Origin of the sequence: Gracilimonas tropica DSM 19535, assembly GCF_000375425.1 — a bacterium.
GTDB lineage: Bacteria > Bacteroidota > Rhodothermia > Balneolales > Balneolaceae > Gracilimonas > Gracilimonas tropica.
The window spans coordinates 141,715-167,279 of sequence record NZ_AQXG01000001.1; the positions used below are offsets into that span (position 1 = coordinate 141,715).

Sequence of the window (25,565 nt, forward strand, 5' to 3'; positions counted from 1 at the left end):
CAGCTTTCTGCAATTTATTAGCACAGAAGGTTTTTTGTTTTTTTTAACCCTAACGATAAAAATGATAAAATGAAGAAAATCCATTCAACAGATAAGGCTCCTGCAGCAATTGGGCCTTACAGTCAAGCAACCTCTCATAATGGGATTTTATATTGTTCCGGCCAGATCCCATTAGATCCTGAATCTATGGAGTTGGTAGGTAATACTGCTGCTGAGCAAGCTGAGCAGGTTATGAAAAACCTTGAAGCTGTTCTTGAAGAAGCTGGAGCTGATTTTTCCCGGGTATTAAAATGCACTATCTTTTTAGCAGATATGGGCGATTTTGCTGCGGTGAATGAGGTTTATGGAGCGCGATTTGAAAGTGAACCTCCGGCAAGAGAAACCGTTGCTGTAAAAACACTTCCCAAGAATGTGTTAGTTGAAATAAGCTGCATTGCGCATCTTTAAATGCTACTTTTAGCCGGAATTTACTGCTTGATGCTAAAAAAGGCAGTATTTCCGGCTTTATCTTCTACAGAGATTTTCACTGTGTTGACTGTTTGAGGGGTGAATCCCGGTAAATAATAAATAATCGTTTCCTTTTCGTAATCGTACTCTGCAATGCCTCTTATTCCATTTATATAAAATTCGGCACTTGAAGAATTTACACCCGAAAGATCATCTTTTACCTGAACTGATGCTCTCCATTCACCAAAATCAGTTTTGTAAACCCTAAACTGTGAAATGCCTGGAGGTATAGAATCAGGTACTACCACAAATTCACCCAAACCGGACGGCCAGGCATATAGAGTTTTCCCAATTACTTTTGAATCCACATAATTTAAGTCTCCATCACTGTCTAATTCGAAAAGGCGATAGGGAATATCGTGCGTATAATAATTTCCCAAAAAATAGGAGAGGGTATAATTTTTTTTGATTGGGAGCATTTGTGGTTGAACCGAAATACGTGGCTTCTCACCTTGAGTGGAGTGCGAAATGGCCACCGTGAGGGTATCAAAGAAAGTTTCTGAGGATATTCTGAGACTTAGATTCCGGTCGGGAGTATTTATAACGTGTGAATTTTCAGGATCAATTCGTGCAAAATTCACTGTAAGAGAATCATCCTGATACACAATTTTTTGGCCGTCATACCAATTTATCCCTGTGATTCCGGTTCGAAGATCAAGCGTATTTTGCAGGTCAGGGGAAGCCCAGTTTTCATTCCAGTACCATTCGGAGAGCGCATTATTCAGATCAGGAGCTTGCTGAGAGATCGAATCGTTGGGAATTATGGTAACAGTGGCTTTTGAGGTATTTCCATAAAAATCTGTAGCAATGATCTGGTAAACACTTTGGGAATCGGCAGGTTGAATGACTGCACCAGGACTTTCAATGAGATAAAATGGATTTTGATTTCCTTCCTTGGGATATAATCGCTGATGCCCTCTCCGGGTTGAACCAAAGGGAGCTATTCTATCCAGGAACATTTCGTCCGAATCGTCAAAGCTCATGGTGTTAAGTTCTTGATAGAAGAGAGTATCTGATCGGTGCACTAAAGCCAAGGAATAGATGGCATATGCGTTATACACATCGTCTGCCCGATCATAAACATTCACGGCTAATCCGGCTTTACCATGTACCCGTATCTCCCCAAAATTATAAATTTCACCTTTGGAACTGACTTTGGTGTAATAAGAAACGGGACGTCCTTCCACTCGGCTGTTTTTGGTAAGTGGTTCTACAATGAGAGAAGAAAAAACAGGAGGTTTAGTGTCTTTTACATCAAGATTAGAAGTTAATGCATTCACGGGATTTTGGAGGGAGTCTCGGATTTCAAAATGTAAGTGAGGAGGTCCAATCCCTGTGGATCCCGTATATCCTATAATATCACCTTGGCGAACTTTAATGCCAAGGGTGTCAACGATGGCATCCATTTCAAAACTATAGTCAGTAAGCCGAATTGAATCTGCTATAGTTTTAAGTTGATCATTGAATCGCTGGAGGTGAGCATAAACGGTATAGCTACCATCTTGATGTTTCAGGTAGATCGCATTGCCATACCCACGTTCGGTAACCAACAGTCTATGCAAAATTCCATCGCGGGTTGCATAGACTTCATATCCTTCCCGTCCCCATGTTTTGATATCCAGTCCGGCATGAAAATGAGCGGATCGCGTTTCTCCAAATGTAGAGCTCAGATAGGTTCCCGAATTTGTTGGCCAAATATACTCTTGTGCCTGTATGGGGGCGGAGAGGAAGATAAATGTGATTACTAATCCAAAAAAGGAACGCACTTTCTACTTAATATCTACGGTTAGTGATTGCAATCCATTGTTTAAAAGTACCTCCAATTTATCTCCGGATTTGACAGGGCCAACCCCTTCAGGTGTACCGGTAAAAATAAGGTCTCCGGGATGGAGCGTAAAGATCTGTGACAGGAAATTGATCAGGTTTGGTATCGGGAAAATCATTTCAGAGGAGTTTCCATGTTGTTTCACAAAACCATTCTGAAAAAGTTTGAGATCTAAATTATTCGGATCTTCAATTTTGTTGGAAGGAATCATTTCGCTGATAGGGGCAAATCCATCAAAGCCCTTTGCAATCGACCATGGATGCCCCTGCCGTTTTGCAATTGCTTGAATATCACGAGCGGTAAAGTCAATGCCAACTCCGTATCCTCCGATGTGTTCCATCGCAGAACCATGGGAAATATTCTTCCCGGATTTTGAGATGGCAACAACAATCTCAGCTTCAAAATGAACATCATTACTTTGAGGAGGGAGGTGAATGGTATCACCGTCAAAACAAATGGTTCCCGAAGGTTTAAGAAAAACCAAGGGTATCTTAGGGATGGGGCTGCCCATTTCCCGGGCATGTTGTGCATAATTCCTTCCTATACAATAAATATTGCGTACAGGTAAATCGAGGCCGGGGATCATTGGTTTTTCCATAACCGTAAGATATAAAAAAGCCCATCACATAAAATTATGTGATGGGCTAAATTTTTAAAACAATAATGTGGATCAGTTAACAGGATCTACATTAACGTGCTTACGTCCGCCTGAGCGTACAGTAAAACTAACGGTGCCATCAGCTGTGGCAAACAGAGTATCATCTCCGCCACGCTTAACATTTTGACCAGGATGGAATTTGGTGCCGCGCTGACGTACAATAATACCACCTGCGCGTACAAATTCGCCTCCAAATCGTTTTACACCAAGACGCTTGGATTGTGAATCGCGACCGTTTTTAGTAGAACCTTGACCTTTCTTATGTGCCATAACATTAAGGGTTTAGTAATGAAAATTATTTAAGAGCTTCAATGAGTTCAGCCTTTCTCATACTTGAGTAACCGGTAAGGCCTTTATCTTTTGCTAAATCCTTCAATTCAGCAACTGTCATTGATTCTAAATCAGTTGTTTCTTCTTTTGCGGAAGCAGACTCTTTAGCAGCTGTTTTCTTAGCTGGAGCTTCGTCTTTTTTAGCTGATTTCTTTTTAGGAGTTGATCCATCGGTAGAGATACTCTCAATTTGTATTTGAGACATAACCTGACGATGGCCATTAAGTTTTTGATATCCTTTACGTCTTTTTTTCTTGAATACCAACACTTTATCAGCTTTCACGGTATCAAGAATGGAGGCTGATACAACAGCGCCTTCAACAACAGGAGTGCCAACATTCACATTTCCGTTGTCGTCTTTAATGAGGAGCACTTTATCAAAGGTGAGGGTGTCACCATCAGCGGTTTGCTTGTCTACAAAAAGCACATCGTTTTCTGCCACTTTGTATTGATGGCCGCCTATTTCAACAATAGCGTACATAGAATTTGAAATTTCTTTTTTGCGTTTAATTGAGAGCTTGAAAAGATAAGGGATAATGCTTACAAAACAAAGGAATTCTATACTGAATTATTCAGAAAGTTCACTTAACTTCTGAAAAAATCAAAACAGAATGTAACCATGAGAAAACTACCTTCTTTACACGAACAGGCATTTAAGTTTAAAAATACCAAACGCCTTCAACATGATGGAGGAAGGGCCTGGATCAAAGATTCGCAACTTCATGAAGCACGAAAAAATGCTAATGGAAGATTTGTTACCGTGCCTTCACCACTGAAAGTTCCTGGAAAAACAACACATATTCAGGATGATAAAGATCTGCCAAGCCACAAGCCGGAGAATTCTCCACTTCCCTAAGCTACCAATGGTATGGCTCTTTGAAAACCTTGCCGGTTGACGTGGCCAATGTATTTTCCGATGATCTTTACTTCTTCAAAAAGATCGGGTTCAATGAAGATATCATCATATTCAGGGTTAGCCGGTTCAAGGCGCAAACCGTCATCATCCCAAAAGATCTTTTTGAGGCTGGTTTCCCCGTCGTAAAGAACCGCTCCAATATCCCCATTCTTAACGTCGGTGTCCATCAGTAAGACAAAGTCACCATCTTGTATTCCAACATCTTTCATGCTGAAACCGGTTACACGCAGAGCGAAAAGATCATCCAGTTTTGGGAAGAGTGTTTCCAGCGTAATGCTTCCCAAATTGGCTTCAACAGCTTCCTGAAGCGAACCGGCAGCAATTAAACCTCTGATAGGTATACCGGGCTGTTCATTTGTTTCCCCGAGCAGACTTTTCTTTTCAGAGGGAAGATCATATTCCTCATCATTTCGTTTTACCAAATAGCCTTTCTTGAGCAGTGCCTGTATATTTTGGGTAACACTGTTTGGGGATGCATAACCAAAATGCTCTGCTATTTCCCGATAAGTAGGCCATACTTCATGTTCTTTTTTATACTCCACGATGAAGGTGAAAAATTCATGCTGTTTGCGAGTTAAATGTGCATTATCCATAACAGAGTTTTGTTAAATGTAAGAAACATGTGTAATAAACGGAGTTTACTGATGAAGTTCAACAATAAATGTGTAAAAGGTATGTGTAAAGTTTTTTGGGTGTTCGTTCTATTCACCATTATGGTTTCTTGCCAGCAGAAAGAGAGTGCTTATTCAATTCTGCTTAATCAGGAATACCCGGAACTTTATGAACAGGTATTTGAAAGAAATGCAGACTCTATTCTTACATTCACGAGTCATTCTGATCCATTTATACGGGAGCAAGCCTGGCGCTCTTTAATTCAGACTCCGGTTGCTGATATCAATGATTTCATCACAAAAGTACAGTATGCTGATACAGAAGAAGCCTGGATGGCATTAAGTACTAAAGAGCTTTCCGAGGATCAACTAAATCGATTGCACGATCTGTGGGAGCAACGAACGACTTTTAGGAAGGGAATCAGCAGGGTGCTTGGTCAGCAGGGCAATCAGGCTTCTTTGGATCTGTTGGTTCGTAATTTTGATTCCATTATTGACCAAAACCATGAGTTTGAGTCCGCTCTGGCGATCAGCCGGTTGATGATGGACTATGAAATTTCAGAAAATACCCTCCACAGTATATTGAAATATGCAGCCGTTCTTAATGAACCGGATTTGTACCGCGCCTATTTTTATGGATTCTACAGGGGAAACCAAATGGTCAAAGATCAGGACATCCTAAAAGCTATTTGGGATGGATATAATTGGGTTGAAAACCCGCAGATCAAACAGTACATCCTGAGAATCGCCTTTAGATCGGATCCGGCTGGCACTCTTGAGAAACTACCGGTTAGCGATATTTCATCCATGAATGTGCAGCTTGCAGTTGAGTTGGCTATGCAAGTCGGAAAAATGGAATGGAATGAAAAGATCGGGGAAATATTCACGCAGTTGATGGAGCACAAGAATCCCGTTGTAAATGAGGTTGCCCTTACAAATATAGAGAGCAACTCTGATAAACCATCTGATTTTGAAGATAGAATTAAGGAATTGATCATTGAAAACGATGAGAAGGAATCCTCTGTCAGATTATCGGGGATCCGGTCACTTACTGATGCTTCTGAATATCTGGCTCTCACAGATAAATTAGCTGAAGAGGACGTTTACCTGCTTCAAAAGAAATTAGATATTTACCGAAAAGCCCTGGAGACAGATGAATACATGTCTTTGCTAACGGGGTATGCTGAGAGTGAAAACAGGATGGAAGTGCTATTTGCAGCTCAGGCTTTGAGCCAGTTTTGGAACGGCCTTCCGGAATCCGAAGTGAATACTGAACGAAAGGAAAAAGTACGGTCACTTGTGTTTGATTTCCTGGACCAACAAGATCGCTCGATCACTTATGTTACGATACCTTTTATGAACACTTCGGAACTTTTTGGGGAAGGAGATTTTGAGAAGGTCAAAGAGTATCTGTCTGATTATGAACTCCCAGGAGATGTAGAAGTTTTCCAGGTATTCGGCCAATTTCTGAAGGATACGTTTGAGGATGAAGCTCAAGAACTGATAAATTCTCTGGCAGCTGAAGGAAATATTGCACTCAATAATACTTTTAAGGATCAGGGATGGGATATTCCGGAGTCAGGAGATGTTTCTAAGTCGTTTCGAAAGCCGGACTGGAATCGTCTTGTTAAGTTAGGACCTGATCCGGTTTGGGTGCTTGAAACGGGAAAAGGAATTATCGAGATTCAAATGGATGTGCTTTCTGCCCCCGCAACTATTTCCGGAATGGACAGTCTCACAGTATCCGGAGCCTATAATGATGTTGCTTTTCACAGGGTTGTTCCCAATTTCGTAATCCAGGGCGGCGATATTGAAACCGGAGATGGCTTTGGAGGTCCTGATTTTGTGGTACCTACGGAGGCCTCTTCCCTTCAATATGAACGAGGCAGGGTGGGTATTGCCAGTGCCGGAACGGATACGGAGGGTAGTCAGTATTTTGTGATGCACGATTGGGCCCCTCATTTAAACGGCCGTTACACTATCATTGGAGAAGTCATCTCAGGCATGGATGTGGTGGACAAAATTATGGTGGGAGACAAAGTCAATAAAGCATCTTGGAGAGTGCCTGAAGAGTAAATCAGATTTTTGATCTGCCGGAACCTTTATAATTGCTTGAAGATCCAGTTCCTGAAGATTTCCTTAAATCGGAATGAAAAATTCAAACGTGTTTCACCGGATTCCCTTGGATATTCATAACAAGGCTCAACTACGTGAAAAAAGTGATTAGCACCGGTGATGTTTTGCACAGTAAAATTATCCGGAAGTCCGCCGGGAAATAATTCCTGAAAAGCTTGTTCTGCCCAGTCAGTATATACTTGGCCGTCGTTTTCACCAAAAACGAAAAGAGCGGGAATTTGAATTTCTTTTAGATAGGGAGCGGGAGTGAAATTTCGTTTATTGTTCATATGTCGCCAGCTTTTGGTAAGCGGCAGCCATGAAACCCAATTCTGATGAGATAGCGCTTTTTGTTCGGCTTTTTGAAGAGCCGTTGTTGAATCCTCCCCGTTACAAACATATTGGCTATGATATTCATTTACCAGTTGGCGGCTTGCATCAAAAGGAGAGGTGCCAAGTGATACGACAAATTTCACCAGTTCAGGTGCGGTCGCAGCTACTATTTGGGCAACCCAGCCTTCTTCACCAAGTCCAATGATGCCTATGCGCTGCGGGTCTACTTCCCGGCGCTGGTCCAGATAGTGAATGGCAGCTTTTGCATCTTCAGCAAAATCGGTCATGGTTGCCCGGCCCCATCTTCCGGTAGATTCTCCGGTGCCGCGTGGATCATAAAAGAATACTCCAATTCCGGATTTCGGAAAAACATCGAGTAATATTTCTTTGATAAATACCGGTCGTTGAGGATGAACATCTCCCCATTCATAAAGTCCGCCTAAAAATACGAGCACGGGTACATTTTCAGAGGAATCGGGTAAAACAAGGTGCCCGTTTAGAATTACGTCACCATTTTTAAAAACCACCTCTTCCCCTGGAACATCCGGAGTCTGAGCCCGGCTCAAGTGGCTGAAGAACATCACAAATAATGCCAGTATGAAAAATCGAACGATCGCTTTAAATATGAATAGTCTCATTTTTTGTTTTGAACAGACGGTTTTTCTCATGAGAGGGAGTTGCTTATTGCTTTAAGCTGATGAAGATGTCTTTGAGTATGAAAAATGCAGAAGTAGATCCACTCTAAGCGAGTTAAAGGGCCATAAAAAGGATGATCGAAGAGTGAACATATTTCGTTTGGAGAGGTGCTTAGATATGCTTCGGTTATCCTGTTTCTATTTTCCTTGAATTTTGAAAATAGTTCCGGTTTAGACTTAGGTCCTGAAGTTGGTTTTATAGTGTCGGGAGCCTGAACCTTTTTTGTGAGATTTGAAAGGCCCTGCTCCATTTTTGAAACAAATAGATCCGGCGCTCTATCCGGTAATTCAGAGGGGCCGCGAAATAATTTGGGGATCCCAAACTCAGACCGAAAAAGATGCTCGATGACCTCTGCTGCCGACCATTCTTTTTCAGATGGTTTAGCATTAAAGCCAGATTCGGAGAAAGCCTCGATTTGAGTAAAAACCAATTCTGTATTATGGTTGAGTTTGTCTAAAAGCTCCATGCATAAAAATTTTGGAGCTTAAAGTAATTCAATGAATTGAAAAAATCTTAAAATGTTATCCGTTTTCATAACAAGCATAAATTGTTCTGAAACGGCTCATTCTTCATGATAAGTTCGCAACGAAGCAATCCAATTGATGAGCTTTTTACGTTCCTTCTGGTCTATTTGTGCGCCGGAATGAGCCCAAACATAGGCAGGAAGAGGCATTTCTTCTTGTTCAATCATATCAATTGCTTCTTCCAGCTTATGATCTGCCCGGTCGGTGGTATAATTTCCCCATAAAGAAAAATTCATATTCTCACGACCTTCCTCAACATGACCTTGCATCCACCAAGAAACCGGAGCCACTTTCGAATACCAAGGGTAATTTGTTTTATAAGAGTGGCAATCGTAGCATGCATTTATCACCAACATGGCCATTTCATGATTTGGCTTGTGTATGTTAAGGAAGTCCTTATCTGCTTCCGTTGAGGGTACCGATCGGTCGACCGGAATAAATTGTATCAACACAAAAAGAATAGCGATCCCGGTAATAACTTGAAGTACACGCGATTTCATAATATACCTCCGTTTGGTTAAGACTTAACTTAATATATATGATTCAGGGAGAATTTCATCCTTAACGCAAATTTGATAATTAAGAAGAAGAACTTGTGTTAACGGGCAGGCAGATTGAAGCTAAAAGTTTAACTTCGGTTTAGCCATTTCGGTGTTTTAAGCTTATATTTTCCGCCACTTACTTACTCACTCAACTAACAAATTTTAAAAAGGGAAACGAAAATTATGTCACTTGGATTAAACAGTATCGAAGAACTTCTGGGAGATGAAGCTTCCGATCTACTCGAACATAAATGTGAAACCATCAGCAAAGACCGTCTGATACAACCATCAGGGGAATATGTGGATGAGGTTTGGTATCACTCAGATCGAAACAATCGGGTGTTGAGCAATTTGCAAAGATTATTGGATCACGGTCGTTTAGGAGGAACCGGTTATGTTTCTATTCTGCCTGTGGATCAGGGAATCGAGCATTCGGCCGGTGCGTCATTTGCCAAAAATCCGGATTATTTTGATCCTGAGAATATTGTAAAACTAGCTATGGAAGCCGGTTGTAATGCTGTTGCTTCTACATTTGGAGCGCTTGCTTCCGTTTCAAGAAAGTATGCTCATAAAATTCCTTTTGTGGTTAAGATCAATCACAATGAGCTGCTGACGTATCCAAATAATTTTGATCAAATCATGTTCGGAACCATTGAGCAGGCCTATGATATGGGAGCAGCGGCTGTGGGAGCTACGATCTATTTTGGCTCAGAGGAATCAAACCGACAAATTCAAGAAGTGGCACGAGCCTTTGCTTATGCTCATGAGTTGGGGATGGCTACCATTCTGTGGTGCTATACTCGCAATAATGCTTTTAAAGTAGACGGAGTAGACTACCACACTTCTGCTGATCTTACCGGACAAGCCAACCATATTGGTACTACGCTTGGCGCAGATATCATCAAGCAAAAGCAGCCAACCAATAACGGCGGTTATAAAGCATTGAATTCCGGTGATTCCAGCTACGGAAAATTGGATGAACGTATCTACACCGAACTTACAACAGATCATCCTATTGATCTTACCCGCTACCAGGTAGCAAACTGCTTTATGGGGCGTGCAGGATTGATCAACTCTGGTGGAGCCTCCGGTTCCAACGATTTTGCTGATGCGGTTAAAACGGCTATCATCAACAAGCGTGCCGGTGGTATGGGCCTCATTAGTGGACGTAAGGCATTTCAGCGCCCGCTTAAAGAAGGAGTGAAGCTGCTAAACATGATTCAGGATGTGTATCTGAATGATGAAATTACTTTAGCCTAATTAAAATGTAACTTTTTAAAGCCTTGTGGGTATGGCCTGCAAGGCTTTTTTTATCTAAGCTTTTCTTATTTCAAGCGATCAAGATCTTTTGAGTTCAAAAACCAAACATCTCAAGCAGCCACAATCTCTTTTATCGAGAAAGTATCTCATTATATCTGTTGCACTAAGTATTGCAACGATGGCGGGAGTCATTTACTGGACCTACACCCCCGGAGTTTTAGAACACTTGGCTCCAAAGCGATTGCCCGGGTTGGTGATCGCGCTATTGATTTCTTTTCTCAGAGTTTGGTTCTCAGCAGCAAAGATCCGGTTTTTATCGGAAAAGCAATTAAGCTGGATGGCTTCCACCAGAGTGGTTTTAGCATGGGATTTTACCTCAGCCATTACCCCTTCAACAATAGGTGGGGCTCCAATGGCAACCTATGCTATGACCAAAGAAGGCCTTAAGTTGGGAGATGCAGGAGCCATTGTTTTATATGGCGTGTTGCTCGATCAGCTTTGGTTTGCGATGGCCATACCTATTCTGCTTTTTGCTGGAATTTTTTACGAAGTAGTTCCTGCTGAAATTGGACTTGTTGGTGATGTTTCCATGGGCTTGCTTTATTTTGGTTTGCTCAGCTATGCCAGTGTTTTGGCGTATGGCGTTCTGGTGAACCCGGGTGCCATCAAAAAAGTAGTGAAGTTTGTATTCAAGCTACCGATCCTCAGACGAATGAGTGATAAGGTCGAAGAGGAAGCCGAGAATCTGGAAGAATATGCTCATCAGCTCCGTAAGAAGCCTTTTAGCTTTTTAGTGAAAGCATTTTTTCTTTCTACCATGTCGTGGCTGGCAAGAATTGCACTTCCAACTATTGTTGTCTTGAGTCTTTTGCCAGCTCCTGAAGTGTTATCGGTGTTAAGAAGTTTAGCAATGAATCTCGCTTTTCTGGTAGTTCCTACCCCGGGTGGCAGCGGAGGAGTTGAAGGTTTATTCGTACTGTTCCAGGGACCGCTCATTGCAAGAGAAGGATTTGTGGGACTGGCGGTATTTCTATGGCGGATCATTAGCTATTATATCAGTATTGGGTTGGGTATCATGGCCACAACCTGGTATGTAAACCAACAAGTTGCAGAGATCACACATCAAGATTAGATCATGGCAAAAACGAAAACGCAATTCGAATGCTCCAACTGCGGATATGTTTCTCCAAAATGGAATGGAAGCTGTCCATCCTGTGGAGAATGGAATACCTTTGTGGAAAAAACGGTATCAAAGGGGAAATCATCTTCCAATCACAAAGCAAAAGTTGAAGGACTTGAATTAACAGCGGCTCCCCAAAAACTGGAAGATGTTGAAACATCAGAAAAAACCAGATTTCAAAGTAATATTTTGGAATTGGACCGTGTGCTGGGCGGGGGATTTCTGCCGGGTTCTTATGTTTTAATTGGGGGTGAACCGGGAGTCGGAAAAAGTACCTTAACTCTGCAGATAGCTAAAGCCAATCCCGATCTTACCATTTTGTATTGTGCGGGAGAAGAATCGGCCGGACAAATAAAACAACGGGCTGCCCGATTGGGTGTGGAATCCGATAAACTCCTTATTTACAACGAAACGCAGGTAGATAACATCATTGCGGAAGCCCAGAAAATGAAGCCAGATTTATTGATCGTGGATTCTATCCAAACGGTATATAGAACAGAGCTTTCGAGCATGCCGGGGAGTATTCAGCAAGTGAAAGAATGTGCAGCTTTGTTCCAGCAATTAGCCAAAAAGAAAAATATTACCACACTGGTTATTGGTCATGTGACCAAAGAAGGTGACATCGCCGGACCTCGTGTTTTGGAACATATGGTAGATACGGTTCTTCAGTTTGAAGGCGATAAGCAGTATACCTATCGTTTACTTCGAAGCTTGAAAAACCGGTTTGGAGCTGCTCAGGAAGTGGGAGTATTCGAAATGAAATCCGATGGACTGAGTGAAGTTTCCAATCCTTCGGAACTTTTTATTTCGGATAAAACAGCCGGCGTAAGTGGGAATGCGGTGGTTTGTACGATGGAAGGAACGCGTCCATTGTTGATAGAGGTGCAGGCTTTAGTTACGCCATCGGCCTACGGTTCACCCCAACGAACAGCGAATGGTTTTGACCGAAATCGGTTGTTACTACTTTTGGCTGTACTTGAAAAAAGAGTAGGAAAGAGTTTTTCTAACCACGATGTGTATTTAAATATAGCCGGTGGATTTCGGCTCAACGATCCGGCCGGAGATTTAGGAGTTTGTTGTGCGCTTGTTTCCAGCCTGATGGATGATGCCGTTACTCAAAACACGGCATTTGTCGGCGAAGTTGGATTGGGGGGAGAAGTGCGAACGGTTCCTCATTTGGAACAGCGGGTTAAGGAAGCGAAGAAATTGGGATATAAAGAAGTGGTTGTTCCCGGTTCGCGCCACAAAGATGGCATTCAGTATTTGCATCAGGCCATAAAAAAAGCCCTCGGTTAAAACCGGAGGGCTCGAATTTGTTTTACTTCGTTTAGAAGTTATCGCGGTTGCGACGTCGTTGCTCTCGCTTGGCTTTTTTCAAAGCTTCGCGTCGCTCAATTGAAGGCTTCGTATACTGTTGACGATCTTTGTATTCGTTGAGAACACGTGATCGGGTTACCAGTTTCTTGAAGCGATTTATCGCGCGATCAACACTTTCGTTGTCTTTAACTTCGACTCCTAACATGAAGTATCACATCCTTTCTTTTTATTTTTAATTCCCATAATTGGGAGCCTTAAATATAATAAGACTTTTACTGTTTTGAAATAGATGGTTGCTTCCAACACAGAGCGTATAGAATCAGCTAAAGATTGGGGAAATGAAATAATGAGTTCGACTCGCTCCACACGCTCTGCGTTGGAGCGGACTAATGAAAAATGATGCAAAGGCAATGAAGCTCATTATCCAAAATTCTAAAACTTTCGTGCTTTAAAATTTTAGTAGCGAAATCACTCTACCCGTTTGTTCACCACCAGTTCTTCGGGGATATCTGAGCCCAAAACTCCAATTCCAAAAAGGGCGTAATCATATTTTGCGGGATCTTCAGGATCCAGAATCTTCATTCGCTTGGTGAGTTCCAGCACAGATTTCCAATCATTTTGTTTACGGGAGAGCAGCCCAAGTTTGCGAGCTTGTCGGGCTACGTGAACATCCAGCGGAATTTTAAGTTCAGCAGGTGAGATAAAATCCATAGTGCCGGGGTCAACCGGACTACCTTTTCTGATTACCCACCTCAAATACATGTACAATCTTTTTGCAGAGCTGTTCTTTTCGGGATTAGAGACGTGCTTGCGAACACGCCGTGGAATTTCGGGATGAAAGGTGAAAAACTGCTCGTGAAAAACGGAGATCAGGTCTCTCTTTTGGCATTTCGCCTGATCATCACAAAAAGCCCAGAATTTTTCAAAATCTCCAAACTTGAGTAAAATGGATTGCAGCGTTTTAGTGAGCCAATGCAGGTCTACGGGTTTAAAGGTACGGTGCTTAAATCCTTCAAAATTAGGAGCATCGCTTTCGGAATAATTCAGGATGAAATCTGAGGGACGATTGTTCATCCGGTTCAGCAGATCCTCCACTTTGGCGTTCACAATATCACGTCTTCCCCAGGCCATGGTTGCAGCGAAAAAACCTGCCAACTCCCGGTCGGTTTTATCATCAAAAGCATGCATGAACTGTACGGGATCATCGTTGATGTAATCCGGTTGCTCGATCTTTTCTACCAAGTCATCCAAAAATGGTTTAAGCTCAAGAAGCTTCTTTTTAGAGATGATTCGATATTTTTTTCGTTTTCGGGGCAAGGAAAGTTCTACTTTATTTTATTAGAGTTTTTGATGGAATCGCCGATAATAATAATCGGTTATAACGCAGTAACACAAACAAATTGCAGGCAAATTGATTCACTTTATTAATGATTGGTTTTTCAGGATGGTAGATCGTTACATGGACATCCATTATGGCGACCGAAAAAGGAAGCTAATGGCTGATCATCCTGAAACCGTGGTAGAAATCGGAGCCGCTTATGGAGCCAATTTCAGGTACCTTCGTCCCGGCACCAAAGTGATTGCCATTGAACCTAAAAAATCCTTCAACGATTTGCTGATGCGAAGAGCCAAACACTACGGAATTGAAGTAGAGATCCATAATTACGGTGCTGAAACGATGAACCTAAAATCAGAATCAGTGGAAATGGTAATTGGCAGTTTGGTTTTGTGTACCGCAAAAAGTCCGGTAAAAGTTCTGTTTGAGGTCCGCCGCGTGTTAAAAGAAGGAGGAAAATATGTGTTCATAGAACATGTAAAAGCAGATAAAGAAAGCTGGATCTGCAAAGTTCAGCATTCCATCAAAACTCCCTGGAAATGGTTTTTTGATGGTTGTCATGTGACCCGGCAGACGGGAAGAATTATCCAAAATGCTTTATTTAGCAGTGTTGAACTGGAAGAGTTTGACAGTAAAACAGTTTTTATCCCCATCATTCCACATGTAAGTGGGACTGCGATCAAGTGATCAGCTTTTTTGGGTTAGTTTTTCCGTGAGCACTTTATTGGCTTTTGGAAAGGGAAATTTCCCCAGTTCCTCGCGGCTCACCCAGCGCACTTCCTGACTTTCCTTCGGTTTAGGATCTCCCGAAATCAGTTTACAGAACCACGCATGCATAGTAATGGAGAAATGAGAATAGGTGTGTTTCAGACTCATCAATTCCTTGTAGGCTTTTACTTCCACGCCGAGCTCTTCTTTTAGCTCACGTTCAACGGTTTGTTGGATTTTCTCATTATCTTCTTTTTTACCGCCGGGGAATTCCCAAAGTCCGCCCAGCATGGCATCGTTTGGACGAAGTGCGATCAGGATTTTATCGTCTTCATCCCGCTCAATAATTCCCACTCCGATGATATGATGCGGTTTCTTCTTAGCAGGAGACTTATAAGGAATGGTATCTGTTTTCGCCATTTTGGTGGCCACACACCCAGCCTGAATTGGACAGTTTTGGCAATCAGGATTGGAAGGCGTGCAAATCTCAGAACCCAATTCCATCATAGCCTGATTGAAATCTCCGGGATGTTCCGGATCGATGAGTTCGCTGGCAAACTCTTGTACTTTTCGGCGCGTTTTAGTGCTTCGTGTATCATCTTCGATACCGAGATAGCGAGTCAGAACTCGGATTACATTTCCATCAACCACTGCATTTGGTTTATTGAAGGCAATGCTTGTAACCGCTGCTGCTGTGTAAGGACCAACTCCTTTTAGTTTGATGATCTTATTGTAGGTCTCAGGTACTTTTCCATCAAATTCCTCAACCACCATTTTGGAAGCTGCATGCAAATTCCGGGCGCGACTGTAATATCCCAACCCTTCCCAGGCTTTAAGTACTTCTTGTTGATCTGATTTGGCCAGATCATAAACGGTAGGAAACAGGGAGATGAAATTCTGAAAATAGGGGGTAGCCTGATCAACCCGAGTTTGCTGAAGCATGATCTCCGAGATCCAGATCTTGTACGGATCGGCTTCACCGCGCCAGGGCATTTGTCGTTTGTGATCTTGGTACCAGTTAAGCAGTTCGGTAGCGAATTCTTGGTTCGTCAAAAGAGCTCCTTATTCCCCACTATCTCTTGAAATTTCCAGCACATTAAGCGTGACGTCAATTGAAGATGCTGCGCCCATTCGGTCGGTGGCAATGACCTTGAAGGTATGCTCGCCCACTTGTCGTTCTGAAGGGGTCCAGGTGAATACGCCCGATCTTTCATTTATGGAAGCGCCGTCCGGCATATCCACTCCGATATAGCGAACTAAGGAATTCTGGGGATTCTCCGGATCGCTGGCGTTGAATTGAATTTCGTACTTTTCGTTCATAGGAATTGAAGAAGCACGAACCGGACTAAACCGTGGCGGAGAATTAAAAGATCGAACTTCTACTACAAAACGAGTGCTGTCGGTTTCGCCATCCGAGTTTGATGCAACAATGGTGAAGGGATAGTTGCCAATTTGATTAACGGTTGGTTTCCAGTAAAAACCTTGTCCCCGTATCCTGGCATTATTCACACCTGAACGGTATGAAAACTCAACATTACGGATGGAAGGGTCGCCTTCCAGCTCCAATGGGATCAGTAATTCCCCCGGGTAAGCCAGGATCTTGTTAGGAATTCGTTTTATCTGAAATTCTTTATTTGATCCCGCAGAAGGAGCTGATTCTGCTTTATCGGTAAAAGTGATCTTTGAGATATTGTTATTTTCAGAGATCCATATCCCATGATCATTTCCGGCAAGATAATTACCTGCGTTAACGTCATCTTTCCAAAGTTCTAAAATACCGTTCGGGTCAGTTATCCAAACCCGTCCGGATTGCGTGCGTACAAAAAGCCGATTATTCCAGCTCAGTATTTTTGCTATGGGTTCATTTGTGATGCCGATGCGCTTGCCCAATCCGGATGAAAGTATCTCAAAAATTTCTCCATTGGCTGTGCTTCCCCATACATCCTCATTATCAATAAAAATATGCGTTAAGGGAGCGCGTAAGGTAACTTTCGTTTGAAAGGATAAGACCGAATCCGGTTTCTCAAAAATGAGCAGGGAAGGGGCATCCGTAAGCACGAATAATTGGTTGCTAAGGTCGGAGGAGCGTACATCCAAAACGGAAGCTCCATCAATCTGTTCCTGAGCGATTAACTCAGCATCCGAATCGACCGTCTCAGGTGTATCAAGAGAGAGCTTTCCAAGGCCTTCATCATTCAGTGCTACATAAAGATCGCTTTTAAGCCTTGAAGCAGCTTTTGGGGGTTCAGGAAGATAGGTTGAAGAATATACTCCAAGTACGGAAGTGGGCTCTAAAACGGTCATTCTGCGCGAATCTCCAAACAAATAGGCAAACCGAACATCGCCCATAATCTGATCGCCGCGTCGCTGCATTCCACTGGAAGTGTAAAGCCATTGCAGGGAATCTGGATATGTTCTGAAAACAGCCAAACCATCCTTTTCCGATAACACATAAAGGTGAGTTGGAGAAGCTTCCATGGCGACTACATCGGGAACTTCCATGAGTTGATTGAAGTCCTGGGTAGGAGTTTCCTGAGCAACAGCTTCTGCAGTATTAAAAATTGTACAAATGAATAGAAATAAAACCGTAGAAATTCGAATCATAAACTATAGCCAGTTATGCATTTTATACCAGTGTATGGTTCTTGAGATTCCCTCTGCGAGGGATACTTGAGGATGATAATCTAATTCTTTTTCAGCTTTTTCGTTGGAACAAGTCCATTCCAGGATCAGCTCATTCGCTTTTTCTTTGTTGACAACGGGATAGATTCCAAATAATGATGCAGCATTTTCAATAAAAACGGCTGCTTTTTTAACAAGATTGGGTCTTATTTTAATGGGAAGTGTTCGTTTCCCAATAACTTTATTAGTTACGCCCCGAATCTCATTCCAGGAATGTGTGCCTTCTCCTGAAATAAAATAAGTGTGAACGCCGGTATCCTTTTTCTCAGCTGCTTTCATAATTCCAAATATCAAATCACTAACATACACCATTGAAACACGGGGATTGTTCCCATCACCGATGATCGGGCAAATTCCAAATTTACAAGCTTTGAAAAAGGAATAGATCTGATCTTCGCGGGGACCATAAACAGCCGGAGGGCGAATGATCTTTATGCTGTCTTTTTCTGAAACAGCGGCATGAATTCGGGCTTCCATCTCTTTTTTTGATTCGCCATACATGCTTTTGGGATCCATGGGATCGGCTTCTTTTTTTGGGGAACCGTTACTGGGTCCTGCTGCAGCCAGTGAAGACAGGATCACCATATTTCGAACGCCCTTCTTTTGAGCAAGTCGGATAAGATTTTCTGACGCATCAACATTTGCCTGCGTAAATTCTTTTTTTGAAGGTGCTTTTACGATGGCTGCGATATGAAAAAGTACGTCAGCTCCGTCCAATCCTTTTTCCAGGGCTTTAAGGTCATTGAGATCCCCCGAAATTTTAGTGAAGTCTAAACCGCTCAGCCATTTTTCATTATTACGAACCAGGCATCGGACTTCATCATATTGATCGGAATCAATAAGCGATTCAACCAAATGACTTCCAATAAAACCGGTTCCTCCCGTTACAAAGGCTTTCATTAATTTCCTTATATTTGACAGATTATTTGCAATACTACAGAGATAATCGAAATGATCATCGCAGAGCAATAAAGATACGAATCTGACCTCTGCTTTTAAATGTTTATGAAAGAATTAAGAGTGGCCCTTTTTACAGGGAATTATAATCACATCAAAGATGGAGTATCCTTGACCCTGAACCGGTGGGTGAAATTTCTGGAAGATCAGGGAATTCCGGTATTGGTATTCGGGCCAACCATCAAAGATCCTGCCCTTCAACATAATGGGCGGTTAGTTCCGCTGCCATCCATTCCGATGCCTGTTTCTAATCGTGATGAATATCGTGTGGCTACGGGAATTTCTCGGGAAGCGGAGCAAGAGCTGATTGATTTTGCGCCAACATTGATCCATATCGCAACTCCCGATGCGGGCGGTTACAAAGCGCTGCGGTGGGCTCAAAAGCATGGAGTGCAGGCAGTAGGTTCTTATCATACGCACTTTACCAGTTATCTGAAATACTATGGGTTAACGGCCATAGAGTTCCTTGCATGGCGCTATTTAAGTTGGTTTTATAATTCCCTGACACAGGTTTATGTTCCCTCTCAATCTATGATCGATGAACTTATTACCCATGATTTTGATGCGGATGGGTTAAAGATCTGGGCACGAGGGGTTGATACCAATTTATTTTCTCCTGAAAAAAGAAACCTGGAATGGCGAAGGGATCGAGGATTTAAAGATAGCGATATCGTAGTCACCTTCGTATCAAGGTTGGTTTGGGAAAAGGAATTGGATACCTATCGTTATGCGGTTCAGCAGATCGCCTCAAAAAATAAACAGGTCAAAGCTTTGGTTGTTGGAGATGGGCCGGCAAAATCTGAGTTGCAAAAAACTATGCCGGAAGCCCATTATGCCGGATTCTTAACCGGAGAAGACCTCGCTACCGCCTATGCAAGCAGTGATATCTTTTTATTTCCTTCTCATACTGAGACTTTTGGAAACGTGACGCTTGAAGCAATGAGCAGTGGTTTGCCATGTTTGGTGGCAGATGCAACCGGAAGTAAATCGCTCGTGGATGATGGTATAAACGGCAAGCTGGCAAAACCGGAAAGCAAAGCTGATTTCACTAAAAAGCTGGCATGGATCGTAGAAAATGAGCATTTGCGAAAAAAAATGAAGGAAGCATCACGCCAAAAAGCCATGAAATATGATTGGGATACTATAAATGGAGCTTTGCTGAAATACTACCGGGAAGCACTGGAAGAATCGGTTCCACTCCGACATTTTTAAAGGAAGAATTTTTATGAAGATCATAGACGTAGCTGAATTTTATACCGATCAGGGTGGAGGGGTAAAGACCTACATCAACCAAAAACTGAAAGCCGGGCAGAAGTATGGCCATGAGATCGTGATTGTGGCTCCCGGAAAGGAATGGGGGGAAGAAGAGCGATATGGAGGACGTGTGATATGGGTGAAAGGCCCAAGGCTGCCGGTTGATTGGCGCTATTATATTTTATGGAGAGAGAAAGCCGTTCATGAAATTTTGGACAGAGAAAAACCGGATGTGGTTGAAGGATCGTCTCCCTGGACCGGGGGTTGGTTTGCTGCACGCTGGAAAGGGGATGCCGTGAAGACATTCATCTTTCATCAGGATCCGGTGGCGGCCTACCCCCATACCATTTTAGGTGCCAAATTGGGGTTCGATAAAGTGGATAAGCTGTTTGGCTTCTACTGGCGATACTTGCAAAGGTTAAGCAGCCATTTTGATGCCACCATAGTGAGCGGGGAGTGGCTCGGCGATCGCATTGGAAATTACGGTGTCCAAAATCCCGTACCGGTGCCTTTTGGTATTGATAAGGATTTCTTCTCACCGGATCGAAGAGATCCCAAGCTCCGCAAAAAATTATTGGCTCAATTCGATCTTCCTGAATCGGCACATCTTATGATCGCTATCAGCCGTCATCATCCCGAAAAAAGACTGGGTACGCTCATTGAAGGATTCGATGCGGCTTCCAAAGAAGCTCCCATGGGGTTGATCGTATTTGGTGATGGGCCCATCCGCAAATATGTTGATTTCAAAGCTAATAAAGCCCCAAACGTCAAGTTAATGGGTTTTACGGAAAACAGGGATGAACTGGCAAATATCCTGGCTTCTTCCGACTATTTTGTACATGGCTCTTCAGCAGAAACATATGGTATTGTGGTGGCAGAAGCAGTTTGCAGCGGTTTGCCGGTGATAGTTCCGGGCAGGGGAGGTGCTGAAGATATTGCCAAACCGGAGATATCCGAAACCTATGAAACCGGGAATCCTGAAAAACTAAAAGAAGCGATTTTGAAGATCATTTCCCGGAATCGTGAAGAACTCATTGAGGCATGTAAAAAAGTGGCTGAGCATGAGATCGGTACAATGGATGACCACTTCAAACTGTTGTTTCAAAAATACCAGGCTTTAGTTGATGAAAAGAAAGCTCAGCATAAAATTTAAAATTCATGTTCAAATTCAGTAGCTGAGCTATAAATTTGTTATCTTTGTCAATTGAATTAAAACCGCACCACAGCAGCCGGAAGTTAAAGGTTAGTTTACGATAATTTGATAGATATTTAATACTGGCTATATTTCGCTGTTTATCTAAGAATACTTGTTAAGGAATTACCGAATGGCCGACCAGAAATCAAGCGCCACAAAATCTGATATTTTTTCAAAAGCTTTCAATTTCACGAAAGCTGATGAAGTCAAGGAAATGGGGCTTTATCCCTATTTCAAACCGTTGGAAGCTACCGACGGGACAATCGTTGAGATCGAAGGCAAAAAAGTAATCATGGCAGGCTCAAATAACTACCTTGGCCTTACCAACGACCCCCGTACCATCAAAGCTGCACAAGATGCCCTTACCAAATACGGCACCGGATGTACCGGCTCCCGTTATTTGAATGGTACCCTGGATAGTCATCTTGAGCTGGAAGAAAAGCTCGCCGAGTTTATGGGTAAAGAAGGTTGTGTTCTTTTCAGTACCGGTTATCAAACTAATGAAGGCTCCATTCAAACTATTGCCGGCCGAAACGATATTATATTCTCAGATAAAGACAATCATGCCTGTATTGTAGTTGGAACCTTGGTATCTAATGCCAAGACCATGCGTTACCAGCATAATGATATGGGACAACTTCGCAAGCTTTTAGAGAGAGCCGATCCCGATGCGGGTAAGATCATTGTGACAGATGGAGTATTTTCAATGTCGGGCACGCTGGCAAATGTACCTGAACTGGTAAAACTGGCCAAAGAATTCAATGCCCGGCTTTACCTGGATGATGCCCACGCCGTGGGTGTTGTCGGTGAGGGGGGACGTGGTTCTGCCTCTGTTTTTGGATTGACCGATGAAGTAGATCTTATCAGTGGAACGTTCTCAAAATCATTTGCCTCTCTTGGTGGATTTTTGGTCGGTGACAAGCCTGTCATCGAATACATTCGCCATAATTCTCCCGCGCATATTTTTAGTGCATCCATGCCTCCGGCCAATGTGGCTACGGTCCTTAAAGCGCTTGAGATCCTTCAGGAAGAAACCTGGAGACTGGAGCGTCTGGAAGAAATTGCAAACTACATGCGCAAAGAACTTCGTGGATTAGGCTTCAATGTGTGGAGCAGCCAAAGTCCCATTATTCCCGTTGTGATCGGTGAAATGATGGATTGTTTTAAGTTCTGGAAAGATCTGTTTGAAGAAGGCGTTTATGCCAATGCTGTTGTACCTCCGGCGGTTCCAAAAGGACAGTCGCTTTTAAGAACCAGTTACATGGCCAGCCATACGGATGAGCATCTCGATCAAATTCTGGAAGCCTTCCGAAAGGTAGGGCTCAAGCATGGAGTCATTGATCGAAACGGTCATTCTGCAGCTGAATAATTAACCGCTTAAATCTGATTATGAATAGCTCTGGGGTTACCATCGTTTCTACAAAAGATGAAAAGAAACGATTTATTGAGTTTGTATATTCATTTTACAAAGATGCTGAAAATTGGGTCCCCCCACTCCGGATGGATCAAAAGAAGCTGGTAGATACTGATAAAAACCCTTTCTTTGAAAATGCCGAGATCGAGCTTTTCATGGCAGAAAAAGACGGTAAAGATGTAGGCCGAATTGCCGCTATAGTTGATCACCGTTATAATGAAACACACGATTCTACAACGGGCCATTTTGGTTTTTTTGAATGCATCGATGATCAGCATACTGCAAATCTTCTATTTCGTGTTGCTTCAGATTGGCTTCGGGATAAAGGCATGACCGAAGTTATGGGGCCGGCCAGTCCAAGTATGATGGATACGGTGGGCATTCTTATCGAAGGTTTTGATAAGAAGCCCTACATCATGATGCCGTATAACTTTCCTTATTATGACCGTCTCATCCAGGAAGCCGGTTTTGAAAAAGCCATGGATATGTATGCTTACATGGTCAACACGGAAACGGTATCTCTGGATCGTATGGAAAGAGCGATGGATATCGTAAGGCGCAGACTTCCCGATCTTGAGATAAGGCCTATCAATCTCAAAGACATGAAAAATGAGATCAAGATGGTGCGCAGAATCTATAATCAGGCCTGGAAAGATAACTGGGGCTTCATCCCGCTTTCAGAAGCAGAATTTGAAGCAGCCGGGAAAGATCTGAAAATGATCATTGATACTGATTATGCTCACGTTGCAGAGATTAAAGGGGAGCCCGTCGCATTTTCCATTGGGTTGCCTAACATCAACGAGATTTTGGATGGAATGAACGGAAAGTTATTTCCCTTCGGATTTCTGAAGTTACTGATGAAAAAAAATAAGACTAAAGGATTACGAACCGCACTTATGGGCGTAGATCCGCAATGGCAGGGTAAAGGAATTGATGCCCTGCTTCATCAGCGATCCATCAAACACGGCATGGAAGACGAATACAAACAGGAATCAGAGCTAAGCTGGATCCTGGAGTCAAATACTGAGATGATCCGTGTAGCCGAACGCATTGGGGGCGAACGGGATAAAACCTACCGGATGTATTCTAAACAACTTTGACAATTATTAATCAATAACTTATAGTTAGAAACATCCTAATTGTATTTTTTACATATTAAATGAAGAATTACATTCTTCTTACATTATTATTTTTTCTTTTCTCTTGCAGATATTCTCCAAATGGAACCAACTTTGTTGAGAGTGAAACCAGTATTCAACCTATTCAGTTTGATGCTCAAATATCCCCAACCTTTGTAATTGATGATACGACTAAAGTATACGATGGTATTGAAATTTCATATTCCATTGATCTTGATAATAAATTACTGAGAGGGATTAATTATTGGTTAGACGATGACACCTTGAGTGATTGGGCTGATTATGATGATTACTCATATCAACATGGCCCCATTAGCATGAATACAAATATGGAGAGCAACGGACCTCATGTTCTCCACTTTGAATTTACCACTTCTTCCGGAAGAGAGAATGTCGCAGATTTATTAGGAGCGGAAACTATTTTATATAGAGACTCAATAGAGTTTGTAATTGATAATGGCCCCGCTACACCCGTTCCTATCACAGATATTGAAAATGTAAATGGGGAGATTGTAATCAGCTGGAAAAAATATAGAAGGCCACTTTTTGATGAATATCGTGTACAGAAAGAGATCGAAAGTAACGGGACTTTTATCACGAACATTGTACCAGATGGTGTAATCGAAGACAGGTTTGTTGAATCCATTACTGATAAAAGCTATATCGGGGGCACTGTCCGCTATAAAGTTATGGTGAATTACTTTAATCAGTATGCAACAGGTTCAGAAGTGGAATACAATGATACCTATCCGCAAATAGAAAATGTAGAAGTCAAAGGAAATGAATTGTTTATAAAGTGGAACAAATGTAAATATCCAAGCAATTTTTCCAACTATGAAATTCAAGCAGATCGTCAGTATCAAAGCAGAAGGTTTTATATAGAGAACATCAAATACTACTTACTCATTTAATTATGAGGGGGAGCTGCCAGATGAGGTTGTTCTCATTACAAAAAGTAAGTACCCAACAACTATTGGTGGTGAGCTCAGAGATACATATAAAATGGGGCAATGATGAGGCAACTATTTTTTATACTTTTTGCTATTCTAATACTTAATACTTCACTAAGGGCTCAATCATATTCCGCAGAAGTAAATGTCGGAATCTCATCAATAGATGCCATAGATTTAAATAAATTACAAAAAGCTTTTCAATCAGGAACTTCCCTTCCAATTAAGATTACAGATAGTTTTCCAGCAAGACCTGATTTTGGTCTTTCTATTTTTAAAACAATGGCTAAAGATTCAAATAAGATTGGCTTGGTTTGGAATTATATGACTACAGGAGGACGGTTGGCTTTAAGTGATTATTCAGGTGGGGTCCAATCCGATCAGATTCTGGTAAATCATGAATTAGGAATTGCTGTTGAACTATACTTCGCTAAGAAGCTTAACATTAACCCCTTTGTGCAAATACAAGTTTTAGCATTATTTAGCAGACTGAAATTAAATAGTAAAGTATGGTTAACCAATAATGATGAGGTATCCGAATCAACTATATTCTTATCGCAAAATGCAGGTATAAAACCTTCAGTTGGATTAAGTTTTAATCAGCTCAAAATGCCTGTGAAATTAAAAGTGGGATATCTTATTCAGGTAACAGATTTTCCATTTTATCCCAAAGAAAATAAAAGTGCTAAGCTTAAATTAGACGATGGGAATCAAATAGGGCCTGGACTTTCTGGTTTTCGAATTGCTGTTAGTACCGAATTCTTTTTTTAACACGCTCATATATTAAGGCTTAAACAGATAATAAATAATGGGAGTAGTGTTGCGAGCGGTAACATAAAAGCTTTAGCCAAAGCGGGTACAGATAGATGTTAAAACCAAGTTGTGGCAATTTTGTTTTGAATGTTTGAGCACATCTCTATTTCCCACACTTCTTTTTAACAACCATTTCACAACATCTACATACTTTTTCCTTATCTTTTTAAGGCTTTGAAATAAAGTATTACCGTTCCGAACGATGAGCCGTTTTAGCCTGGCTGTCACTCTGAGCGCACGGTTATAAATTTGGGTAATGTTTAAACCTGAAGAGCCTCAAAGTTTAAATACCGAGTTGTATTA

Annotated in this window: 26 protein-coding genes; 13 read left to right on the forward strand and 13 right to left on the reverse strand. The window is 42.0% G+C overall.

Annotated elements, in window-relative coordinates; translation table 11 throughout:
- Nucleotides 1–69 precede the first annotated feature (69 nt).
- A complete protein-coding gene (locus tag B151_RS0100675) occupies nt 70–447 on the forward strand; it encodes a RidA family protein (protein ID WP_020401656.1) in 378 nt (125 codons plus the stop codon).
- Nucleotides 448–467: 20 nt separating this feature from the next.
- On the opposite strand, the gene B151_RS0100680 is transcribed toward B151_RS0100675, so the two are convergent.
- From B151_RS0100680 to rplU, 4 genes are all read right to left on the reverse strand, one after another.
- Nucleotides 468–2,273, reverse strand: coding sequence for a M23 family metallopeptidase (locus B151_RS0100680; RefSeq protein WP_020401657.1), 1,806 nt, complete (start codon nt 2,271–2,273; stop codon nt 468–470).
- Nucleotides 2,274–2,276: 3 nt separating this feature from the next.
- Nucleotides 2,277–2,930, reverse strand: coding sequence for a fumarylacetoacetate hydrolase family protein (locus tag B151_RS0100685; RefSeq protein ID WP_026166398.1), 654 nt, complete (start codon nt 2,928–2,930; stop codon nt 2,277–2,279).
- A gap of 72 nt (nt 2,931–3,002) precedes the next feature.
- Nucleotides 3,003–3,260: a 50S ribosomal protein L27 gene (gene rpmA / locus B151_RS0100690; protein ID WP_020401659.1), complete on the reverse strand. Its 258-nt coding sequence runs from the start codon at nt 3,258–3,260 to the stop codon at nt 3,003–3,005.
- A gap of 25 nt (nt 3,261–3,285) precedes the next feature.
- Nucleotides 3,286–3,801 (reverse strand): 50S ribosomal protein L21, encoded by a 516-nt coding sequence (gene rplU, locus B151_RS0100695; RefSeq protein WP_020401660.1) that lies wholly within the window; start codon nt 3,799–3,801, stop codon nt 3,286–3,288.
- 138 nt (nt 3,802–3,939) lie between these two features.
- Here rplU and B151_RS0100700 point away from each other — a divergent pair, with 138 nt between their 5' ends.
- Nucleotides 3,940–4,176 carry a hypothetical protein gene (locus B151_RS0100700; RefSeq protein WP_020401661.1) on the forward strand — a complete coding sequence of 79 codons (237 nt, stop codon included), beginning with the start codon at nt 3,940–3,942 and terminating at the stop codon, nt 4,174–4,176.
- On the opposite strand, the gene lexA is transcribed toward B151_RS0100700, so the two are convergent.
- The gene (gene lexA / locus B151_RS0100705) at nt 4,173–4,829 is read right to left on the reverse strand and encodes a transcriptional repressor LexA (RefSeq protein ID WP_020401662.1); all 657 of its coding nucleotides are present in this window, start codon (nt 4,827–4,829) and stop codon (nt 4,173–4,175) included. The two genes, B151_RS0100700 and lexA, sit on opposite strands and share 4 nt — an antisense overlap.
- A gap of 81 nt (nt 4,830–4,910) precedes the next feature.
- On the opposite strand from lexA, the gene B151_RS20230 reads away from it, so the two are divergent.
- On the forward strand, nt 4,911–6,923 hold the full coding sequence (locus B151_RS20230; protein ID WP_020401663.1) for a peptidylprolyl isomerase: 2,013 nt from the start codon (nt 4,911–4,913) through the stop codon (nt 6,921–6,923).
- Between the two features lie 26 nt (nt 6,924–6,949).
- On the opposite strand, the gene B151_RS0100715 is transcribed toward B151_RS20230, so the two are convergent.
- The 3 genes from B151_RS0100715 to B151_RS0100725 all read right to left on the reverse strand — a co-directional run bounded on the left by B151_RS0100715 (nt 6,950) and on the right by B151_RS0100725 (nt 9,015).
- Nucleotides 6,950–7,933, reverse strand: a complete 984-nt coding sequence (locus tag B151_RS0100715; RefSeq protein ID WP_040516373.1) for an alpha/beta hydrolase family protein — start codon at nt 7,931–7,933, stop codon at nt 6,950–6,952.
- Between the two features lie 26 nt (nt 7,934–7,959).
- Nucleotides 7,960–8,457, reverse strand: a complete 498-nt coding sequence (locus B151_RS0100720) for a DinB family protein (protein ID WP_020401665.1) — start codon at nt 8,455–8,457, stop codon at nt 7,960–7,962.
- Between the two features lie 96 nt (nt 8,458–8,553).
- On the reverse strand, nt 8,554–9,015 hold the full coding sequence (locus tag B151_RS0100725; protein ID WP_020401666.1) for a heme-binding domain-containing protein: 462 nt from the start codon (nt 9,013–9,015) through the stop codon (nt 8,554–8,556).
- Between the two features lie 225 nt (nt 9,016–9,240).
- Between B151_RS0100725 and B151_RS0100730 the strand changes: the two genes are divergently transcribed.
- The 3 genes from B151_RS0100730 to radA all read left to right on the forward strand — a co-directional run bounded on the left by B151_RS0100730 (nt 9,241) and on the right by radA (nt 12,793).
- A complete protein-coding gene (locus B151_RS0100730) occupies nt 9,241–10,317 on the forward strand; it encodes a class I fructose-bisphosphate aldolase (RefSeq protein WP_020401667.1) in 1,077 nt (358 codons plus the stop codon).
- Between the two features lie 88 nt (nt 10,318–10,405).
- Nucleotides 10,406–11,449: a lysylphosphatidylglycerol synthase transmembrane domain-containing protein gene (locus B151_RS0100735; RefSeq protein WP_245550331.1), complete on the forward strand. Its 1,044-nt coding sequence runs from the start codon at nt 10,406–10,408 to the stop codon at nt 11,447–11,449.
- 3 nt (nt 11,450–11,452) lie between these two features.
- A complete protein-coding gene (gene radA, locus B151_RS0100740; protein WP_020401669.1) occupies nt 11,453–12,793 on the forward strand; it encodes a DNA repair protein RadA in 1,341 nt (446 codons plus the stop codon).
- A gap of 31 nt (nt 12,794–12,824) precedes the next feature.
- Here radA and rpsU read toward each other — a convergent pair whose 3' ends face one another.
- On the reverse strand, nt 12,825–13,019 hold the full coding sequence (gene rpsU / locus B151_RS0100745; RefSeq protein ID WP_020401670.1) for a 30S ribosomal protein S21: 195 nt from the start codon (nt 13,017–13,019) through the stop codon (nt 12,825–12,827).
- Between the two features lie 263 nt (nt 13,020–13,282).
- The gene (locus B151_RS0100750; RefSeq protein ID WP_020401671.1) at nt 13,283–14,131 is read right to left on the reverse strand and encodes a TIGR02757 family protein; all 849 of its coding nucleotides are present in this window, start codon (nt 14,129–14,131) and stop codon (nt 13,283–13,285) included.
- 94 nt (nt 14,132–14,225) lie between these two features.
- On the opposite strand from B151_RS0100750, the gene B151_RS17600 reads away from it, so the two are divergent.
- Entirely contained in the window at nt 14,226–14,837 is a 612-nt protein-coding gene (locus tag B151_RS17600; protein WP_020401672.1) for a class I SAM-dependent methyltransferase, read from the forward strand.
- On the opposite strand, the gene mutY is transcribed toward B151_RS17600, so the two are convergent.
- From mutY to B151_RS0100770, 3 genes are read right to left on the reverse strand one after another with little or no spacing between them, the layout of a single operon-like run.
- Nucleotides 14,838–15,911, reverse strand: a complete 1,074-nt coding sequence (mutY, locus tag B151_RS0100760; RefSeq protein WP_020401673.1) for an A/G-specific adenine glycosylase — start codon at nt 15,909–15,911, stop codon at nt 14,838–14,840.
- A gap of 9 nt (nt 15,912–15,920) precedes the next feature.
- A complete protein-coding gene (locus B151_RS0100765; RefSeq protein ID WP_020401674.1) occupies nt 15,921–17,462 on the reverse strand; it encodes an Ig domain-containing protein in 1,542 nt (513 codons plus the stop codon).
- A 3-nt stretch (nt 17,463–17,465) separates the two neighbouring features.
- Nucleotides 17,466–18,440, reverse strand: a complete 975-nt coding sequence (locus B151_RS0100770; protein WP_020401675.1) for an NAD-dependent epimerase/dehydratase family protein — start codon at nt 18,438–18,440, stop codon at nt 17,466–17,468.
- Nucleotides 18,441–18,545: 105 nt separating this feature from the next.
- Between B151_RS0100770 and B151_RS0100775 the strand changes: the two genes are divergently transcribed.
- The 6 genes from B151_RS0100775 to B151_RS0100800 all read left to right on the forward strand — a co-directional run bounded on the left by B151_RS0100775 (nt 18,546) and on the right by B151_RS0100800 (nt 25,220).
- Nucleotides 18,546–19,709, forward strand: coding sequence for a glycosyltransferase family 4 protein (locus B151_RS0100775; RefSeq protein ID WP_157470628.1), 1,164 nt, complete (start codon nt 18,546–18,548; stop codon nt 19,707–19,709).
- 13 nt (nt 19,710–19,722) lie between these two features.
- Nucleotides 19,723–20,904: a glycosyltransferase gene (locus B151_RS0100780; RefSeq protein WP_020401677.1), complete on the forward strand. Its 1,182-nt coding sequence runs from the start codon at nt 19,723–19,725 to the stop codon at nt 20,902–20,904.
- Between the two features lie 172 nt (nt 20,905–21,076).
- A complete protein-coding gene (locus B151_RS0100785; protein WP_020401678.1) occupies nt 21,077–22,315 on the forward strand; it encodes an aminotransferase class I/II-fold pyridoxal phosphate-dependent enzyme in 1,239 nt (412 codons plus the stop codon).
- Nucleotides 22,316–22,335: 20 nt separating this feature from the next.
- Nucleotides 22,336–23,460: a GNAT family N-acetyltransferase gene (locus tag B151_RS0100790; RefSeq protein WP_020401679.1), complete on the forward strand. Its 1,125-nt coding sequence runs from the start codon at nt 22,336–22,338 to the stop codon at nt 23,458–23,460.
- 59 nt (nt 23,461–23,519) lie between these two features.
- Nucleotides 23,520–24,410 (forward strand): hypothetical protein, encoded by an 891-nt coding sequence (locus B151_RS0100795; RefSeq protein WP_020401680.1) that lies wholly within the window; start codon nt 23,520–23,522, stop codon nt 24,408–24,410.
- Between the two features lie 99 nt (nt 24,411–24,509).
- Entirely contained in the window at nt 24,510–25,220 is a 711-nt protein-coding gene (locus B151_RS0100800) for a hypothetical protein (protein WP_020401681.1), read from the forward strand.
- Nucleotides 25,221–25,565: the final 345 nt, after the last annotated feature.

Coding starts and splice junctions, on each gene's coding strand:
- B151_RS0100675 (WP_020401656.1), top strand. CDS start 70: ATGAAGAAAATCCATTCAACAGATAAGGCTCCTGCAGCAATTGGGCCT.
- B151_RS0100685 (WP_026166398.1), bottom strand. CDS start 2,930: ATGGAAAAACCAATGATCCCCGGCCTCGATTTACCTGTACGCAATATT.
- rpmA (WP_020401659.1), bottom strand. CDS start 3,260: ATGGCACATAAGAAAGGTCAAGGTTCTACTAAAAACGGTCGCGATTCA.
- rplU (WP_020401660.1), bottom strand. CDS start 3,801: ATGTACGCTATTGTTGAAATAGGCGGCCATCAATACAAAGTGGCAGAA.
- B151_RS0100700 (WP_020401661.1), top strand. CDS start 3,940: ATGAGAAAACTACCTTCTTTACACGAACAGGCATTTAAGTTTAAAAAT.
- lexA (WP_020401662.1), bottom strand. CDS start 4,829: ATGGATAATGCACATTTAACTCGCAAACAGCATGAATTTTTCACCTTC.
- B151_RS20230 (WP_020401663.1), top strand. CDS start 4,911: ATGTGTAAAGTTTTTTGGGTGTTCGTTCTATTCACCATTATGGTTTCT.
- B151_RS0100715 (WP_040516373.1), bottom strand. CDS start 7,933: ATGAGACTATTCATATTTAAAGCGATCGTTCGATTTTTCATACTGGCA.
- B151_RS0100720 (WP_020401665.1), bottom strand. CDS start 8,457: ATGGAGCTTTTAGACAAACTCAACCATAATACAGAATTGGTTTTTACT.
- B151_RS0100725 (WP_020401666.1), bottom strand. CDS start 9,015: ATGAAATCGCGTGTACTTCAAGTTATTACCGGGATCGCTATTCTTTTT.
- B151_RS0100730 (WP_020401667.1), top strand. CDS start 9,241: ATGTCACTTGGATTAAACAGTATCGAAGAACTTCTGGGAGATGAAGCT.
- radA (WP_020401669.1), top strand. CDS start 11,453: ATGGCAAAAACGAAAACGCAATTCGAATGCTCCAACTGCGGATATGTT.
- rpsU (WP_020401670.1), bottom strand. CDS start 13,019: ATGTTAGGAGTCGAAGTTAAAGACAACGAAAGTGTTGATCGCGCGATA.
- B151_RS0100765 (WP_020401674.1), bottom strand. CDS start 17,462: ATGATTCGAATTTCTACGGTTTTATTTCTATTCATTTGTACAATTTTT.
- B151_RS0100770 (WP_020401675.1), bottom strand. CDS start 18,440: ATGAAAGCCTTTGTAACGGGAGGAACCGGTTTTATTGGAAGTCATTTG.
- B151_RS0100775 (WP_157470628.1), top strand. CDS start 18,546: ATGAAAGAATTAAGAGTGGCCCTTTTTACAGGGAATTATAATCACATC.
- B151_RS0100780 (WP_020401677.1), top strand. CDS start 19,723: ATGAAGATCATAGACGTAGCTGAATTTTATACCGATCAGGGTGGAGGG.
- B151_RS0100785 (WP_020401678.1), top strand. CDS start 21,077: ATGGCCGACCAGAAATCAAGCGCCACAAAATCTGATATTTTTTCAAAA.
- B151_RS0100790 (WP_020401679.1), top strand. CDS start 22,336: ATGAATAGCTCTGGGGTTACCATCGTTTCTACAAAAGATGAAAAGAAA.
- B151_RS0100795 (WP_020401680.1), top strand. CDS start 23,520: ATGAAGAATTACATTCTTCTTACATTATTATTTTTTCTTTTCTCTTGC.
- B151_RS0100800 (WP_020401681.1), top strand. CDS start 24,510: ATGATGAGGCAACTATTTTTTATACTTTTTGCTATTCTAATACTTAAT.